15 protein-coding genes and 1 pseudogene are annotated in these 16,058 nt (G+C 65.1%); 3 read left to right on the forward strand and 13 right to left on the reverse strand.

Features of this window, described 5'->3' with window-relative positions:
* Positions 1–52: 52 nt before the first annotated feature.
* From HZY77_RS13165 to dksA, 5 genes are all read right to left on the reverse strand, one after another.
* A complete protein-coding gene (locus HZY77_RS13165; RefSeq protein WP_296815562.1) occupies positions 53–397 on the reverse strand; it encodes a hypothetical protein in 345 nt (114 codons plus the stop codon).
* Positions 360–599, reverse strand: coding sequence for a membrane protein insertion efficiency factor YidD (yidD, locus tag HZY77_RS13170; RefSeq protein WP_296815566.1), 240 nt, complete (start codon positions 597–599; stop codon positions 360–362). Before yidD ends, HZY77_RS13165 begins: the two co-directional genes overlap by 38 nt.
* Complete coding sequence (locus HZY77_RS13175; protein ID WP_296815568.1) at positions 596–1,666, reverse strand: GTP-binding protein; 1,071 nt, start codon at positions 1,664–1,666, stop codon at positions 596–598. Before HZY77_RS13175 ends, yidD begins: the two co-directional genes overlap by 4 nt.
* Before the next feature lie 311 nt (positions 1,667–1,977).
* Positions 1,978–2,409 carry a transcriptional repressor gene (locus HZY77_RS13180; protein ID WP_296815570.1) on the reverse strand — a complete coding sequence of 144 codons (432 nt, stop codon included), beginning with the start codon at positions 2,407–2,409 and terminating at the stop codon, positions 1,978–1,980.
* Positions 2,410–2,495: 86 nt separating this feature from the next.
* A complete protein-coding gene (dksA, locus tag HZY77_RS13185) occupies positions 2,496–2,915 on the reverse strand; it encodes an RNA polymerase-binding protein DksA (RefSeq protein ID WP_296815574.1) in 420 nt (139 codons plus the stop codon).
* A gap of 340 nt (positions 2,916–3,255) precedes the next feature.
* Here dksA and HZY77_RS13190 point away from each other — a divergent pair, with 340 nt between their 5' ends.
* The 3 genes from HZY77_RS13190 (at position 3,256) to HZY77_RS13200 (ending at position 7,816) form a co-directional block, all read left to right on the forward strand.
* The gene (locus HZY77_RS13190) at positions 3,256–4,179 is read left to right on the forward strand and encodes an efflux RND transporter periplasmic adaptor subunit (protein WP_296815577.1); all 924 of its coding nucleotides are present in this window, start codon (positions 3,256–3,258) and stop codon (positions 4,177–4,179) included.
* Positions 4,176–7,244 (forward strand): efflux RND transporter permease subunit, encoded by a 3,069-nt coding sequence (locus tag HZY77_RS13195; RefSeq protein ID WP_296815579.1) that lies wholly within the window; start codon positions 4,176–4,178, stop codon positions 7,242–7,244. Before HZY77_RS13190 ends, HZY77_RS13195 begins: the two co-directional genes overlap by 4 nt.
* A gap of 26 nt (positions 7,245–7,270) precedes the next feature.
* Positions 7,271–7,816 (forward strand): hypothetical protein, encoded by a 546-nt coding sequence (locus HZY77_RS13200; protein ID WP_296815582.1) that lies wholly within the window; start codon positions 7,271–7,273, stop codon positions 7,814–7,816.
* 53 nt (positions 7,817–7,869) lie between these two features.
* Here the strand turns inward: HZY77_RS13200 and HZY77_RS13205 are convergent, their stop codons facing one another.
* From HZY77_RS13205 to HZY77_RS13240, 8 genes and pseudogenes are all read right to left on the reverse strand, one after another.
* Positions 7,870–10,728: an EAL domain-containing protein gene (locus HZY77_RS13205; RefSeq protein ID WP_296815584.1), complete on the reverse strand. Its 2,859-nt coding sequence runs from the start codon at positions 10,726–10,728 to the stop codon at positions 7,870–7,872.
* Positions 10,729–10,780: 52 nt separating this feature from the next.
* Complete coding sequence (xerC, locus tag HZY77_RS13210) at positions 10,781–11,671, reverse strand: tyrosine recombinase XerC (protein WP_296815588.1); 891 nt, start codon at positions 11,669–11,671, stop codon at positions 10,781–10,783.
* Entirely contained in the window at positions 11,668–12,345 is a 678-nt protein-coding gene (locus HZY77_RS13215; protein ID WP_296633977.1) for a DUF484 family protein, read from the reverse strand. Before HZY77_RS13215 ends, xerC begins: the two co-directional genes overlap by 4 nt.
* Positions 12,345–13,181, reverse strand: a complete 837-nt coding sequence (gene dapF / locus HZY77_RS13220; RefSeq protein ID WP_296815592.1) for a diaminopimelate epimerase — start codon at positions 13,179–13,181, stop codon at positions 12,345–12,347. Before dapF ends, HZY77_RS13215 begins: the two co-directional genes overlap by 1 nt.
* 23 nt (positions 13,182–13,204) lie before the next feature.
* A complete protein-coding gene (locus tag HZY77_RS13225) occupies positions 13,205–13,624 on the reverse strand; it encodes a CoA-binding protein (protein ID WP_296815595.1) in 420 nt (139 codons plus the stop codon).
* Complete coding sequence (locus HZY77_RS13230; protein WP_296815598.1) at positions 13,621–14,118, reverse strand: GNAT family N-acetyltransferase; 498 nt, start codon at positions 14,116–14,118, stop codon at positions 13,621–13,623. Before HZY77_RS13230 ends, HZY77_RS13225 begins: the two co-directional genes overlap by 4 nt.
* Positions 14,111–15,025 (reverse strand): lipid A biosynthesis acyltransferase, encoded by a 915-nt coding sequence (locus HZY77_RS13235; protein ID WP_296815600.1) that lies wholly within the window; start codon positions 15,023–15,025, stop codon positions 14,111–14,113. Before HZY77_RS13235 ends, HZY77_RS13230 begins: the two co-directional genes overlap by 8 nt.
* 73 nt (positions 15,026–15,098) lie before the next feature.
* A pseudogene (locus HZY77_RS13240) lies at positions 15,099–15,893 on the reverse strand (lysophospholipid acyltransferase family protein); the annotation flags it as partial.
* Positions 15,894–16,058: the final 165 nt, after the last annotated feature.

Here is a 16,058-nt window from a genome sequence, read left to right on the forward strand (position 1 = left end):
TCAACGTGAGATGAACGCCATGCGCACATGGTTGGCGCAGGCTTCGAAAAACTCAGGCGTTGGACGGAGTGGGTGGCGCGCGGGCGCACGCAGGGCGGGNGGCAAGATCGGCGCACTGGAACGTTACGCCGGGCGCATACGCGTATTCGCCCGGCGCCGGCGCCATGACGACCAGGCTGGGCGGCAGGGCGGTGCCCAGTTGGGCCTGCGCGAGGCAGACTTCGCAGACCTTGTCGGGCAGGCCCGTATCGTGCGTACGCAAATGGGTCAGCGCATGCGCGAACGCGGCCGCCTGACCGAACAACAGGGTCAGGGCCAAGAGCCAGGAGAGCAGGCGGCGCGACGGCATGGGGCGAATTCTAACGTCTCGGCGGATCGACGGGCGGGACCGGATCATAGCCGTGATCGCAGCCGGGGCGGCAGCGGCCGATGCGTTTCGCTGCTAGCCAACTGCCTTTGAGCGCGCCGTGTTTTTCGATGGCTTCCTTGCCGTATTCCGAGCAGGTCGGCAGGTAACGGCATTGCCGCCCTAGCCAGGGCGAAAGTGCCAGCTGGTAGACGCGAATCGCGCCGACGAGAATTTTCTGAGCCGGGTTCATGAAGGCGATACCGGCATGGCCGATTCGGCGTGACGGTGTGCCGCGCCACTGAAATCGGCCAGGAGCCTGGCGACGAATTCGGGTTCGAGGTCGCGCACGATGAACACGAAGCGGCTGCGATGGTCGTCATCCGGCCAGGTGTCGAGCCGGACCTCGGGATACAGCACGTGCTGCACGCCATGCAGCACCACCGGCAGCGGTTCATCCTTCAGGTTCACGATGGCCTTGAAGCGCAGCAGATTCTCGGCGCGAAACGAGGCGAGCATGCCGAGGGCCGATTGCAGCCCAAAACGATCGAGCGGGGTGTCGATCACCACCGAAAACGCCTGGATGCGCGCATCGTGCAATTCGGGGTGCGCCTTTCCGGCAAGCGGGCTGGCGCTGGCAGGCCGATAGCGCTGCGGCTTCAGCCAGCGCATGACTTCCAGCGAGCGGGTCTCGGCGTTCCACAGTCCCAGGTTCTGGATCGCGGCGGGGTCGAGCTCGCCGTGCGTCACGGTCACGATGTCGGCCGCCGGGTTGAGCGTTGCAAGTCGATTGCGTAACGCGGCGACCAGGTCGGCAGATGCGAGGTCGGTCTTGGTGAGCAGCAGCCGGTCGGCCACCGCCACCTGTTTGACGGCCTCGAAGTGTTCGTCGAGCTGGCCCATGCCGAACAGCGCGTCGACCGTGGTCACCACGCCGTCGAGACGGTAGCGTGCGCGCACCCAGTTGTCGTGTAGCAGATTGTCGAGCACGGGTGCCGGATCGGCGATGCCGGTGGTTTCGATGATGACGCGTTCGAACGCCGGAATGTCGTCCCTTTGCCGGGCCATCCACAGGTTCTTCAACGTCGGGGACAGACTGCCGGAAATCGTGCAGCAGACGCAGCCGCCCGACAGCAGCGCCATCGGTCCGTCCATTTCTTGCAGCAGCTGGTGGTCGAGCGCGACTTCGCCGAATTCGTTCATGAGAATGGCCGTGCGCGGCAGCGTGCGCACCAGATGATTCAGCACCGTGGTCTTGCCGCTGCCGAGAAAACCGGTGAGCAGCGTGATTGGGATGGAGGACTCGGGCGTCGCGATCACACGGATGTCCTCACGGGAATGAGCGCTGGTTTCGGTACAGGCTCATGTCGGCGCAGTCGACGTGAAGCCACGCAGCGGCGGCCGGAGCCAAAACCGGTGAGCGGCGTGACGGTAAGCGGTGTCTCGGGCTTCATGGCGGCACTGACCCTGGCAACGGATGAGCAACAGGTTTCGGTACAGGCTCATGTCGGCGCAGCCGACGTGAAGCCGCGAAGCGGCGGCCGGAGCCAAAACCGGTGAGCGGCGTGATCGGCAGAAGGGAATCAGACGCGAGCATGGCGACGAGCGAAGCCAGGAAACGGTTGCATGATTCAAACGCCTGCGTGCGTGCAATCCGCACAGCGGCCATGCACGGTGACATCGATGTGGCGCGCCTCGAATCCGGGCGGGGTTCGCGGTTGCGCGCTCGGTCGGTCCGCCAGACAGAAGAGACGCCCGCAGGCGTCACATTCGAAATGCGCATGGCCGTGGTGGACGTGCGCGACACCGAAGCGGCGTACGCGATCCTGGCCGGTCACGCTGTGCGCCAGGCCTTGCGCGACCAGCCAGTCGAGCACGCGATACAGGGTGACCTTGTCGAGCGGTTGTGCTTCGTCCGTGGCCGCCTGCATCAGGGCCTGGTGGGATGCTGTCGTGTTGGCCGCCAGAAGCAATTGCAGCACCTGGACGCGGGCAGCCGTTGCGCTTGCGCCGCATTCCTTGATCAGCTGGACGGCTTTATCGTGGTGCGAACCGGAATTCATGGGGCGATTCTAGGAGACGCAGGGCCCGAATGCAACCAAGTTGCATTCGGGCCCTTGAAAACCCCTTCGCGCAGGAAGGGGGCGGATCAGGCGTGCAGCCGCTCCTTCTNTTCGTGGCGTTCCTGCGCTTCGATCGAGTATTCGGCGGTAGGACGGGCCAACAGGCGGGGCAGCCCGATGGGGTCACCGGTTTCCAGACACCAGCCATATTCACCGCTGTCGATGCGTGCCAGGGCGGAATTGATCTNTTTCAGCAGTTTGCGCTCACGGTCGCGCACGCGCTGTTCCAGCATGTGCTCTTCCTCCACGGTGGCGCGGTCGTTGGGATCGGCAAAATTCTCGTTTTCCTTCAGATGCTCGCCGGTGTCGGCCGCATTGCTGAGCATCTCGTCGCGCAGCGTTTCAAGGCGGGTGCNGANAAACGTGAGCTGGGCCGCGTTCATGTAGGCGGAAGCCGGCATCTTCAGCAGGGCGGCTTCAGTAAGGGGTTTGGACGAGGCGGTCATCGGAACTCCAGGCGTCTAGGATGGTTGAAAATGCGGCCGGGCATGCGCCCGGGCAGTCGAAATGGAACCGGCCGTGGCAGATGCGCGACCCGCATCATAACTCCGTCATGGCCGCCAGTGTCATCGGGTGGTATCGGGCGATGGGGACCGGACAGGTCGAACCCGTGACGATGGGTGATAATCCGGGCATGAAAGCCTTTCTCCCTTTGACGGTCCTTGTGCTCCTGCTGGCTGCGTGCGGACGCGATGCGCCGCCTGCGGCGCCCGAGGATATTCGTCCGGTACGCGCGGAGCAGGTGGGGATGCACACCGCCCAGCAAGGCACGCGCTACGCGGGGAGGTGCGGGCGCGCTACGAGACCGATCTGGCGTTTCGCGTGGCGGGACGGGTTGACGCCCGCAAGGTGGACGTCGGCAGCCAGGTCCGGGCGGGCCAGGTCATCGCCACGCTCGACCCCAACGACTATGTGCTGGCGTCGCATGCGGCACACGCACAGCTGACGGCCGCCGAGGCCGAGGCCCGGCTGGCGCGCCAGGATTTGCAGCGGTTTACCGAGCTGCGCGCACAGAATTTCATTTCCCAGGCCGAACTGGATCGCCGCCGGACCACTGCCGAGGCAGCCGCGGCGCAGGCGCGCCAGTTGCGGGCGGAAGCGGCCCGCCAGGACAACCAGCAGGCCTATACCCGGCTGACTGCGCCGCATGCCGGCGTGGTGACGGCCATTTCATTCGAGGCGGGGCAGGTGGTGGCGGCCAGCCAACCGGTGGCGCAGCTGGCGCGCGATGGTGAGCGCGAAGTTCGCATCGACGTGCCGGAAAATGCGCTCGATGCATTGCGTACCGCGCACAACCTGCGCATCCGCCTGTGGTCGGTACCAGGGCGGGACTATGCCGGCCGCCTGCGCGAAGTGTCGCCGGTGGCCGATGCGGGCAGCCGTACCTACAGCGCCCGCGTCAGCCTGCTGCATCCCGATGCGGCCGTGAAACTGGGCATGACGGCTACGGTCGAGGTCGACAGTGAACTGCGACCGAGCCTGTCGGTGGCGCAATCGGCCTTGTTCAGGATCGACGGCAAGCCGCAGGTGTGGGTGGTGAATCCCCAGACCCGCAAAGTGGCGGCGCGCACCGTGCAGATCGGCGAATTGAATGGCGAACGTGCGGCCATCGTGTCGGGGCTGGCTGCCGGCGAGTGGGTGGTGACGGCAGGCGTGCACAAGCTGGCGCCCGGCCAGCAGGTGCGTCTGGCCGACCCCGGCCGCCCATGAACGACACCCCGCGTTTCGTGCCCGCGCGCGGCAACCTGTCGCGCTGGGCGATCGAGCATCCGGCACTGGTGCGCTTCTTCACCGTGCTGATCCTGCTGGTCGGGGTGCGGTCCTATTTCCAGCTGGGCCAGGCCGAGGATCCGCCGTTCACCTTCAAGACCATGCTGATCCAGGCGCAATGGCCAGGGGCGACCGCGCAGGAAGTGTCGGAGCAGCTGACCGAACGGATCGAGAAGAAGCTGCAGGAAATGCCCGAGCTCGATTACGTGCAGAGCTACGCCAAGGCGGGCGAGACGGCACTTTTCGTCAATCTCAAGGAAACGGTGCGCGGGCGCGACGTGGCCGAGGCCTGGTATCAGGTTCGCAAGAAGATCGGCGATCTGAAGACAATGCTCCCGGCCGGTGTGCAGGGGCCCTTCTTCAACGACGAGTTCGGCGACACCTTCGGTTCGATCTATGCCTTCACCGGCGACGGCTTCAGCCGGTCCGACCTGCGCCGCGTCGCCGAGGACGCGCAGCGCGAAGTCCGCCGCCTGCCCAATGTGGGCAAGGTCGAGCTGTTCGGCATCGTCCCGGANAAAATCTACGTCGAGATTCCTGCGCANAAGCTCGCCACCCTCGGCCTCACGCCGCAGCAGATCATGCAGGCCGTGCAGGAGCAGAACGGCGTGGTGGCGAATGGGCGGATCGAAAACCAGGCCCTGTCGATCCCGCTGCGTGTATCGGGGCCCTATTCCGACGTCGAGGGCGTGCGCGAAACGATCATCCGGATCGGCACGCGCAGCATCCGGCTGGGAGATATCGCCAGCGTGACGCGGCGCTACGAAGATCCGCCCACCGCCGAAATCCGTTCGCAGGGCGAGCCGGCAGTGCTGCTCGGGGTGTCGCTGGCCGACGGCGGTGACGTGGTGGCGATGGGACGTGCCGTGGCGGCCGCCATGGAGGACTTGCAGAAGACGCTGCCGGTGGGCATGGAGATCCAGCGGATCCACGACCAGCCCAGCATCGTCAGCCACGCGGTCCGGCTCTTCATGCAGAGTTTCTTCGAAGCCGTCGCCATCGTGCTGGCGGTGACCTTCCTTGCGCTCAAGTGGCGTGCCGGCCTGGTGGTGACGCTGTCCATCCCGGTGGTGCTGGCGATCACCTTCACCACGATGTGGCTGTTCGACATCGACCTGCATCGTATCTCCACCGGGGCGCTCATCATCGCTCTCGGCCTGCTGGTGGACGACGCCATCATCGCAGTGGAAATGATGGCGCACAAGCTGGAGGCCGGCTGGAACCGCTTCGAAGCGGCCACCTACGCCTTCCATTCGACCGCGTTTCCCATGCTGACCGGTACCTTGTTGACCGCCACCGCATTCCTGCCGATCGCGCTGGCCAAGTCGATGGTCGGCGAATACACCTTCGCCATTTTCGCGGTGACGACGATCGCGTTGCTGTCCTCCTGGCTGGTGGCGGTCGTGGTGACGCCTTACCTGGGGCACGTCCTGCTGAAACCAGCTCGCCACGTGACAGACGAAAATGCGGCGTATCTCACGCCGTTCTACCGGCGTTTCCGCGCCATGGTGAACGGGTGCCTCATCCATCGGCGCAGCGTGATTGCGCTGACGGTGGCGGCGCTGGTCGTCGGACTCGTCGCAATGCAGCGGGTCGAGAAACAGTTCTTCCCGCAGTCCGACCGGCTGGAAATCCTGGTCGAAATGTGGCTGCCGGAAGGCGCGTCCATCGATGCCACGCGCGCCCAGGCGATCAGGCTCGAAACCCTGCTGCGGCAGGACAAGGATGTCGCCCATGTGCTCGACTACATCGGCCAGGGCGCGCCGCGTTTCGTGCTGGCGCTGGACCAGCGGCTGAACAACCGCAATTTCGCACAGCTGGTGGTGATCGCGAAGGACGTGCCGGCGCGGGAGCGCGAACTGGCGCGTATCCATCGGCTGTTCGAGATCGACTTCCCCAATGTGCGCGGACGTGCCGTGCGTTTCGAATATGGACCGCCCGCCGGCTACCCTGTGCAGTACCGATTGTCCGGCGCCGACATCCCGAGGCTCAAGATCGAAGCCGAGAAACTGCGCAGGATCGTCGCGGCCCAGCCGCAGGTGACGGCCGTGAACCTGGACTGGAACGAGCAGTCGCTGGCGATCAAGGTCCAGCTCGACCAGGACAAGATCAAGGCGCTCGGCCTCAGCTCGGATGCGGTCGGGCACCTGCTGGCGCTGGAGTTGTCGGGGACGACGGTTACCCAGTTCCGGGAGGACGATCAGCTGATCGACGTCGAATTGCGCATTCCGCGCAAGGAACATCGCGACGTCGATGCGTTGAAATCGCTGCCTGTCGGCAGCTTCGACGGCCAGAGCGTGACCCTGGGGCAGATCGCCACCTTCCGTCCGGTGTTCGAGGACGGCGTGATCTGGCGGCGCGACCGCCTGCCGACGATCTCGGTGCGCGGCGATCCGGTGGGTAACACGCAGCCGGCGACGATCATCGAATCGATTGCGCCGCAGGTGGCCCGATTCAAGGCGCAGCTGCCGCCCGGTTTCCGGCTGGAAATCGGGGGACCGGTGGAAAGCAGTGCCAAGGCCAATGCCGCCATCGCCGCCTCGTGGCCGTTGATCGTGGTCACCACGCTGACGCTGCTGATGCTGCAACTCGGCAATTTCGCGCGCGCCCTGCTGGTGGTGCTTACGGCGCCGCTCGGCATCATCGGCGTGGCGGTCGCGCTGCTGGTGACCGGCCAGCCGATGGGCTTCGTGGCCTTGCTGGGCATCATCTCGCTGTCCGGCATGATCATGCGCAATTCGGTGATCCTGGTCGACCAAATCCAGCAGGACGTGGCCCGCGGCCTGTCGCAGTGGGATGCGATCGTCGAATCCACGGTGCGGCGCATGCGGCCGATCAGCCTCACCGCCGCCGCCGCGGTGCTGGCGATGATCCCGCTGTCGCGCTCGATTTTCTGGGGGCCGATGGCCGTATCGGTCATNGGGGGGCTGATCGCGGCGACCTTCCTCACGCTGTTTTTTCTGCCTGCCCTGTATGCGGCTTGGTTTAGGGTCAAACCGAGCTAAGGTACAAAACATGCAAGGAGACCAGCATGAAAATGATCGTATTCGCATTGCTGCTGGCGGGGTGTGCCAGCCTTGAATCGCCCGACCCGGCTTCGCCCTACTACGCCTATCCCCCAGGATGGCTGGCGCAGCTCAACCATTCCCTGACGATTCCACCCGGCTCGGCCACGGTGCGTCTGCAGTATGGCCAGATCGTGCCGCGCAACGGCGTGCAGGAGTTCGATCCGTATTGCGTGGTGGAACTGAATACGGTGCGCGACACGCCGCAGACGCTCAAGCCGGGGCGTTTCCAGATATGGCGGGTGACGCGCACCGTGGATTTCTATGCAGCGGCGAAGTCGCCGCTGATGAAGGCCCGGTATGTGGACGATGACGGCGACGTGACGCCCCTCTATTACAAGACGGAGTTTCGGCTGCGCGATCCCGCGCAGCCGAATCTTCGTGGCATGACCTGTGCGTGGAACCAGATGGTCCCTGGCAACCCGCTGTTGATGCGGCACCTCAGGTTGAGTGAAATCCGGGCGGCGCTGGGCGACTGGATCACCCTGATCCCGTCGAAGGCGATGCTGTAACGACGAAGCCTCCGCGATCGATTGTTGCGCCGTGCGTGCCGGCCGGCGCGGTCCTATTTGATCAGCGTCAGATGAGGAAAGCGTCCGGCATGTCCGGCTGGCGCCGTCAGCGTGTTGGTGACCGGCTGCCAGTAAGGGAAGGCCTCCGGACGGTGGATGTGGTAGCCCTGCAGATAATCCACGCCCATGTCTTCGAGCAGCGCCGCCATATTGGCGTCTTCCACCTGCTCGGCCACCGAATGCATGCCGAAATCGCGTGCCAGCTGGGCGATCGAACGGACGATGGCCTGGTCGCGCCGGTCGTCCAGCATGCCGCGCACGAAGGCGCCGTCGATCTTGAGGAAGTCGGCGGGCAGGTGCTTGAGATAGAAGAACGAGGAGGCGTCGCGCCCGAAATCGTCCAGTGCGAACTGGCAACCGCGTTCGCGCAGGCCGTGGATCAGGCGCTGCGCGTCGCCGAGATTGACCACCGCGGCGGTTTCCGTCACTTCGAAGCCGAGGCGCGAACCTTCCACGCCATAATGATCGAGCATGTGGCAGACCACGCCGAGGAAGGACTCGTCGGCGACGGTCTTGCCTGAGAGATTGATGAAATAGACCGCATTGTCGTCGGGCTGCGCCGCCAGGTAGGACACCACGGCTTCCAGCATCCAGCGGTCGAGGATGGGCGCCTGTCCGTAGCGCTCGAGGGCCGGCAGCAGCTTGGCCGGCCCTTCGACCACGCCATCGCGCTGCCAGCGGATCAGCACTTCATAGTGTGGCTGGCCGCCGCGTGAGGTCGGCCGGATCAACTGGCGATAGGGCAGGAATTGGTTGGCCTCCAGTGCCTGGGCGAAATCGGCTGCCCAGCCCATTTCCGTTTCCAGGCGGCGGAATCCGACCTCGTCCGCCTCGTACAGCATGACGCGCCCACTCCCCTCCGACTTGGCGCGATAGCACGCCATGTCGGCCTGGATCATGAGGTCGCCGGCCGTGGTCGCGGCCTGGGTGATCGGGGCGACGCCGGCGCAGGCACCCAGCGTGAAGCGTCGTCCCTTGTGTTCGAAGCGGAAGTCGCGAATGCGCTGCACCAGCTGCCGACAGATCCGGTTGGCCTCGTCGGGCCGGGTATCGAACAGGATGAGGCCGAATTCGTCTCCACCCAGACGGCCCAGATAGGCGTGCGCGGGCAGGGCGGCTTTCATGGTCTGGGCAATGTCCATCAGCAGGGAATCGCCCACCGAATGGCCGCAGGTGTCGTTTACCAGCTTGAACTGGTCGAGATCGATGTAGCAGAACGCATGCTGCTGACCGTGATCACGCGCAGTACGCAGCGCCCGGGCCAGGCGTCCTTCCACCGCACGCCGATTGGGCAAGGTGGTCAGCGTGTCATGGAAGGCCATCTCGCGCAGGTTGTCGAGCAGTTCTTTCTNTTCGGTTTCGTCGCGCAGCACGTAGACAGCGCCCAGGCCGTCCTGGTCGGTCAGCGGCGCGCAACTGTAGCTGATGGCCAGGTGCTGGCCATAGCGAGTGTGCAATTCGGCCGATCCGGTCTGGCCATGCAATGCTGCCGTCGACGACAGGAAGCAGGCCGGCGCATCCTCGTCGCCGTTCACCCGGTCGAACTGGATCATCTCGCTCAACAAATTCAGCTGTGCATCCTCGAGGGCGATACCCAGCAGGCTTTCTGCGGCCGGGTTGAGATAGGTCACCTGGTTGTGCGGGTTGGTGACGATGACGGCATCGTTGATCGATTGCAGCGTGACCTGCCAGCGCTCTTTCTCGTTGCTGAGCGCCGCCTCGTCGATCTTGCGCTGCGTGATGTCGAAGCGGATCGACAGGTACTTCTGCGGCAGACCGTCGTCGCCCTTGATCGGGATGATGGTGGTGGCAGTCCAGAATAGCCGTCCATCCTTGGCGCGGTTGCAGATCTCCCCGCGCCAGGTCCGGCCGTTCGTGATGGTTTTCCACAGACGGGTAAAAAATGCGGGAGCGTGGCAGCCCGAATTGAGGATGCGGTGATTCTGGCCGATCAGTTCTTCGCGCGTGTAGCCGCTGAGGATGCAGAACAGGTCGTTGGCGAGCGTGATGTTGCCGGCGAGATCCGATTCGGACACGCTGGCCGCGCTGTCGAGCGCTTTCTGTTGTTCGCCGAGATCGGTAAGCAGCCGTTCCAGGGCCGCGCTCATGTAATTGAAGGCGCGTGTGGATTCCTGCAGTTCGGGCGGACTGCTGGCGCGGACGGGGATGCGTACGCTGTAGTCCCCGGACTCGATCTGGTGGGCAGTTGCGCTCAATCGGGTCAGGTCCTTCAGGTTGATCCGCAGCATGGCATGGATCAGCCAGCCGAGCAGACCCATCGCGAAACTGAACAGAATGAACAGTCGGGTACCGAGATGCCACAGGAAATCTTCATACGCGTGGGCGGAAGGCTGGATGCGCAGATGACCGTAGTAGGTACCCTGGATGATCAGGTCTTCCTGCATGACGGGGAGGGCCAGGCGGGTCAGCCGGGCGAACCAGTCGGGGCGGTCGACTGTGGGCGGGCTGGCTTGTTCGCGGATGACGCGGCCATCCGGCGCGACGTATTCCACATGCTGCAAATTCCCCTGGTCGATCGGAATCCGCAATCGCGTTCGCACCGCAAGGTAATCCTGCCAGATGGCCGGATCCGCGACGGCCTGCGACAGTGCAGCGAGCTGTGCGGTGGCCTGTACACGCAAGGCGGCATCGGCGTCCTGGCGGACGATATGCAGTGCCTGTTGCCCGGCCAGCACGAACACCGTCAGCATGACGAGCAGGGCCGCCCNCAGCACGCGACCTTGTGTGCTGAGGCGGGCCGGACGCAAGGCGTGCGCGAAGCGGGCGAGCGGAGGCGAGAGGTGGCGAGACATACGGAAGGAATCGGCCGCCAGTCTGCTTTCTGAAGCCATTCAGGCACATATGCTTCAGAGTAAGTGGATACTTACATGCGGGGCGAGGGGGTCAGTTTTTCCTGCGCGCGCGGGGATGCGCCTGGTCGTAGACCTTGGCCAGGTGCTGCCAGTCGAGATGGGTGTAGACCTGGGTGGTGCTGATGCTGGCGTGCCCAAGCATTTCCTGCACGGCGCGCAGGTCGCCCGACGATTGCAGCACATGGGTGGCAAATGCGTGGCGCAGCAGGTGCGGGTGGACGTGCTGGCTCAGGCCGGCCTGTCGTGCCCAGCGGTTGAGCCGCAGTTGCACGCTGCGGGGCGTCAGGCGGGTGCCGCGCCGGTTGATGAACAGGGCGGCGGTGTCGGCCTGCGCCAGGGGTTGCCGGTGCGGCAGCCAGGCGGCAATGGCGGCCAGGGCCTGCTGCCCCACCGGCACGACGCGGGTTTTATTACCCTTGCCGGTGACCTGCGCCTCACCCGCGTGCAGATTGACATCGTGGAGATCGAGCCCGACCAGTTCCGACAGGCGCAGCCCGGACGAATAGAACAACTCGAACATGGCGCGGTCGCGTGCCAGCAGGGCATCGTCGGACTCGGCGGGCAGGCCGCCGTCGAGCAGTTGCGTGCAGGCGTCGGGCGACAGGATCTCGGGCAGGGCCTTGGCCGCTTTGGGCGGGCGCAGGCCGGCGCAGGGGTTGTTCGCATAGCCGAGCCGGCGGCAGGCGAAGGTATAGAAGCCGCGCCAGCTGGACAGCTGGCGCGCCACGCTGGTGGCGGCCAGGTTCTGGCTACGCAGCTTGACGATGGCGCCGCGGATATCGCTTACCTCGAGCGTTTCAAGCGGCTTGCCGTCGGTCAGGCAGGAAAGATTTGCCAGGTCGCGTTGATAAGCTGCGACCGTATGCGGAGACAGCCGCCGTTCGGCGGCAAGGGATTGCAGATAGGCGGCGACTGCGTTCAATCCTGCATCCGCACCAGGGCGGCGCCGACCAGCTGGCCCAGCCGTTCGAGGTAGAGCGTGCCCATGCCGGCGTAGAAACGCTTGGCTTCCTCGGAAGCCAGCACGAGCAGCCCGATGGGGGCGGCCGCCGCAACTGGCCGCAGCGGAATGCAGGCAAACGCACGCAGATGCGGCGAGATCTCGCCGAACCAGTCGCTGGCGTCGTCGACCGCAAGCGGGCCGCAGACCGGTTGACCCATCGATTCAATACCTGCGCGCGCGGCGTCCGATACCGGATCGGTGAGGCCAGGCGCGGCGTCGGCCGGCAGGTTCCATACGCGCACCGCATGGTGCGGTACCGCGAAGCCTTCCCGCAGGTGCAGGTTCAAGGCTGCGAGGACATCCTGCGGCGCACGCGCCGCCAGCAGGGCAAGGGTGAGTGCGTGGAGCTTGTCGGAGATGCCGTCGTTCTCCTCGCCGAATTGAATCAGTTCGGCGAGCTTGTTTTCCAGCATCCGCACCTTGTCGCGCATCGCGATCAGCTGGCGTTCACTCATCGACACGGCGTGGGTGCCATGCGGATGCGGGATGTGGAGGTCCGCCAGCAGGGTGGGGAAGTCGTTGAAGAAGTTCGGATGCCGGGTCAGGAATTCGGCGATAGCCTGAGCGTTCAGGTCGGTGGGCTGCATGTCCATTAAAGTTCGATCTCCCCTTCAAATACTGTTTCGGCCGGGCCGGTCATGGTGACCGGCTGGCCCTTGCCTGCCCATTCGATGATGAGGTCGCCGCCGCGGGTATGCACGCTGACCGGGCTTTTCAGCCAGTCCTGGCGGATTCCCGCGACGGCCGCGGCGCAGGCGCCGGTGCCGCAGGCCAGCGTCTCGCCGGCGCCGCGTTCATATACGCGCAGGCGGATGTCGTGCGGGGTCAGCACCTGCATGAAGCCGGCGTTCACCCGCTGCGGAAAGCGCGAATGCGATTCGATGGCGGCGCCGAGAATGTCCACCGGCGCGCTGTCGAGGTCATTTACCCGCAGCACCGCATGCGGGTTGCCCATCGACAACGCGGCGACCTCGATGACGTGCTGGCCGACCTTGAGCGCATACGTCATCGCCTCGGTGTCGGCGGCAAACGGAATGTCGGCGGGCGCGAAGCGCGGCGCGCCCATGTCGACCGTGACCTGGCCATTGGCCAACAGGCGCGGCTCGATCACGCCGGACGCGGTTTCCACGCGGATCGCCGTCTTGTCGGTCAGCCCCTTGTCGTGCACGAAGCGCACGAAGCAGCGCGCGCCGTTGCCGCATTGCTCCACCTCGCCGCCGTCGGCATTGAAGATACGGTAGCGGAAATCGACGTCGTCGCGCGTGGGTTTCTCGACCAGCAGGATCTGGTCGCAGCCGATGCCGAAGTGGCGGTCGGCAATGCGGCGACATTGCTCGGTGGTGAGCGCGACGATCTGGCCGATGCCGTCGAAGACGACGAAGTCGTTGCCGAGGCCATGCATTTTGGTGAATTTCAGTCGTGTGCCCATTTGGGTGCTTGTGCCTGTGGTATTCATTCGGTTTTGAGTCTGACGTATTCCTTGAGCAGGCAGCGGTCCATGACCACGCTCATCCCGCCCGCCTGCGCGCGCAGTGCGGCGGCGTCATGAACGATCCCTTCCTGAAACCATATAGCGGGCAAGTGTAGCGCCAGGCACTGTTCGACGATAGCGGGCACATGCTCGGCAGCGCGAAACACGTCGACCAGGTCGACCGCAAACGGAATGTCGGTGAGGCTCGCGTAGGCTTTCTCGCCCAGTACCCTGTCGACCAGGGGGCGTACCGGCACGATGCGGTAGCCATAATGCTGCATCGCCTGCGCCACCCGGTAGCTTGGGCGTGCGGGCTGCGGCGACAAACCGACGACCGCGATGGTCCTGACGTGGTCGAGCAGTGTGCGCAAGTTGGCGTCGTCGGGGTTGGCAAAGTTCATAAAGGCAACTCCATGACGTGATCGTCCATCACGAAGCCATGCCCGATGTCGAACACGCGCGACTCGGTGATCCCGAACCCGTATTTAAGATAAGCGGCGACGGCCTGCGTGTTGCCGCGATTCACCTGCAGCCACAGACGGCGCCCCTGCTGCTGGCGCGCCCACTCCTGGACGGCCTGCAGCAGCGCCGCCCCGATGCCCTGGCGCTGGTGGCCGGTATCCACGTACAGCTTGTCGAGTTTGCAGCGCACGCCGTCGCGCACTGCGTGGGCGAATCCCACGGTTGCCTGGCCGCGTCGTGCAATCCACCAGGCGTGATTCGGGTCGTCGAGTTGAGAACGTATGCGGTCGGCAGCGTAGCGGTCGGCCAGCATGGCATCGATCTGGGCTTGCGAGATCAGCGCCGGGTAGGTGGCCTGCCAGACAGTGCGTGCCAGCGCACAGACGGCGTCGATCTCCTGCGGCGTCAGGCGGTGCAGACGCGTGTCATCCATACAGGCTGGTCTCGCCTTCAGGGCGCGTCTTGAAGCGGCGGTGCAGCCACAGATATTGCGGCGGCATTTCGCGGATGCGTTCCTCGATGAAGGCATTCATGCGCGCGACGTCGGCTTCCAGGTCGTCGCTCGGGAAGTTGTCCCACGGCGGGTAGCAATGCAGACGGTAGCCCGCACCGCCGGGCAACTGGCGGGTGATGACGGGCACGATCTGTGCGCCCGTGAGCTTGGCCAGCCGCGGCAGCGCCGAGAGGGTGGCGGTCTGGATGCCGAAGAATGGGACGAATACCGCATTGAGGCGGCCCTGATCCTGATCCGGCAGGTAATAGAACGGGAGGTGAGTCTTCAGCGCCTTCAATACCGGCTTGATGCCGTCCGACTTGGCGATCAGCACCGGCGCATGGAAACGCGAGCGCCCGCGCAGCATCAGCCAGTCCGAGGCGGGATTCTTCGAGGGAGCGTACATCGAGGCGACCTGGCGGTCCATACTGAGTCGCACGCCCCNCATGTCCAGCCCGACGAAATGCGGCGCCAGCCAGATCACCGGCCGTTTGCCATCGCCCAGTACGGCGTCGGGATTGTCGATGCGGACCAGCCGCCTCAGACGTGCTTCACTCCCCCACCACAAGAGGCCGTGCTCGAGCACGGCGCGCATGGAGGCCTGATAGGTCTGCCGTAGCCAGCGATCACGTTCCCGTTTGGGGGTGTCGGGGAAACACAGGGCGAGGTTGGTGGCGACGACGTGCCGGCGCTTGCCCGGCAGTAGCGCCAGCAGCCCGCCCAGGATGTTGCCGAGCGCGACCTGCAGTGGCAGCGGCAGCCAGTGCAGCAGCCACAACAGGCCGACGCTGAACCAGACCGGCAGCAATGACGGGCGCCACAGGGTATCGGACGCGGCGGCGCTCATGCGGCGGTGGGGTCAAAGGGTCGGGTGCGCCGCCCGGACGCTTGTGGCGGTTGTAGCTCCACAGATACTGTGCCGGAAAGCGTCGCACGACGTCTTCCACGCCCCGGTTGATCCGGGTGGCGGCAGCAGTCTTGTCTTCGGGCAGTGGGGCTTCGAGCGGGTAGACGTGGATGTGGTAGCCGCGACCCCAGCTCAGGCGCTCGGCCGCAACGAAGAACGCTGCTGCGCCGGTCTTGCGCTGCAGGCTGGCAACCAGTGTGGGCGTATAGGCCGGGCGTCCGAAGAAAGGCGCCCACACACCATCGCCGCCGGTGGCGACCTGATCGGGCAGGATGCCGATCGCCTCGCAGCGCTTCAGCGCCGCCAGCTGGGCACGTACGCCCGACAGGTCGGTCGGCACCAGCGTCGCCTGGCCACGCTGGCGGCCGGCCAGCATCAGGGCTGCCAGCACCGGCTTGCGCGGCGGCTTGTACATGGCCGTGAACGGATGCAGCGACGCGTAATACAGGTTGATGATTTCGAAACAGCCGACATGCGGGCCGATCAGGATGATGCCCTTGCCCGCTGCGCGCGCGGCGTCGATATGCGTCCAGCCGCTGGTTCCCCTGACCAGTTTCACGACCTTGTCGTACGGACGAAGCCACACCGGCAGCAGTTCGACGATGGCCTTGCCGGACTCGCCGACGGCCTGACGCAGCAAGCGCCTGCAATCGCGTCCGGGCGTGCAGAGGCCGCTGTCGAACAGGTTGTTGCGCATACGCCCGGAATGGCGCCCCGGCGCCCAGTAGACGAGCCAGCCCAGGGCGATGCCCAACGCATGCAGCAACGGCAGCGGCAGGCGGGCCAGCAGCTTGAACAGGAACATCATGCGGACATGCGACTCCACATGGGCTTCCACCCTAAAGGGTGCAAGAGCCCATAGTGAATCAGGGTATTGCAGGGGAATTGACGTTGAAGGACGGGGCGGGGCACAATGCACGCGTTGGAGCCGCCGCGTTAATCTTGACAACTTGCGGGCGGGATACAAATACAG

Source organism: Thiobacillus sp., assembly GCF_013693775.1.
Lineage (GTDB): Bacteria > Pseudomonadota > Gammaproteobacteria > Burkholderiales > Thiobacillaceae > Thiobacillus.

Bases quoted from the DNA above. Each gene is read 5' to 3' on its own strand.
- HZY77_RS13225 (WP_296815595.1), bottom strand. From the start codon at position 13,624: ATGAACTTTGCCAACCCCGACGACGCCAACTTGCGCACACTGCTCGAC.
- HZY77_RS13200 (WP_296815582.1), top strand. From the start codon at position 7,271: ATGAAAATGATCGTATTCGCATTGCTGCTGGCGGGGTGTGCCAGCCTT.
- yidD (WP_296815566.1), bottom strand. From the start codon at position 599: ATGAACCCGGCTCAGAAAATTCTCGTCGGCGCGATTCGCGTCTACCAG.
- HZY77_RS13230 (WP_296815598.1), bottom strand. From the start codon at position 14,118: ATGGATGACACGCGTCTGCACCGCCTGACGCCGCAGGAGATCGACGCC.
- HZY77_RS13215 (WP_296633977.1), bottom strand. From the start codon at position 12,345: ATGGACATGCAGCCCACCGACCTGAACGCTCAGGCTATCGCCGAATTC.
- HZY77_RS13180 (WP_296815570.1), bottom strand. From the start codon at position 2,409: ATGAATTCCGGTTCGCACCACGATAAAGCCGTCCAGCTGATCAAGGAA.
- dapF (WP_296815592.1), bottom strand. From the start codon at position 13,181: ATGGGCACACGACTGAAATTCACCAAAATGCATGGCCTCGGCAACGAC.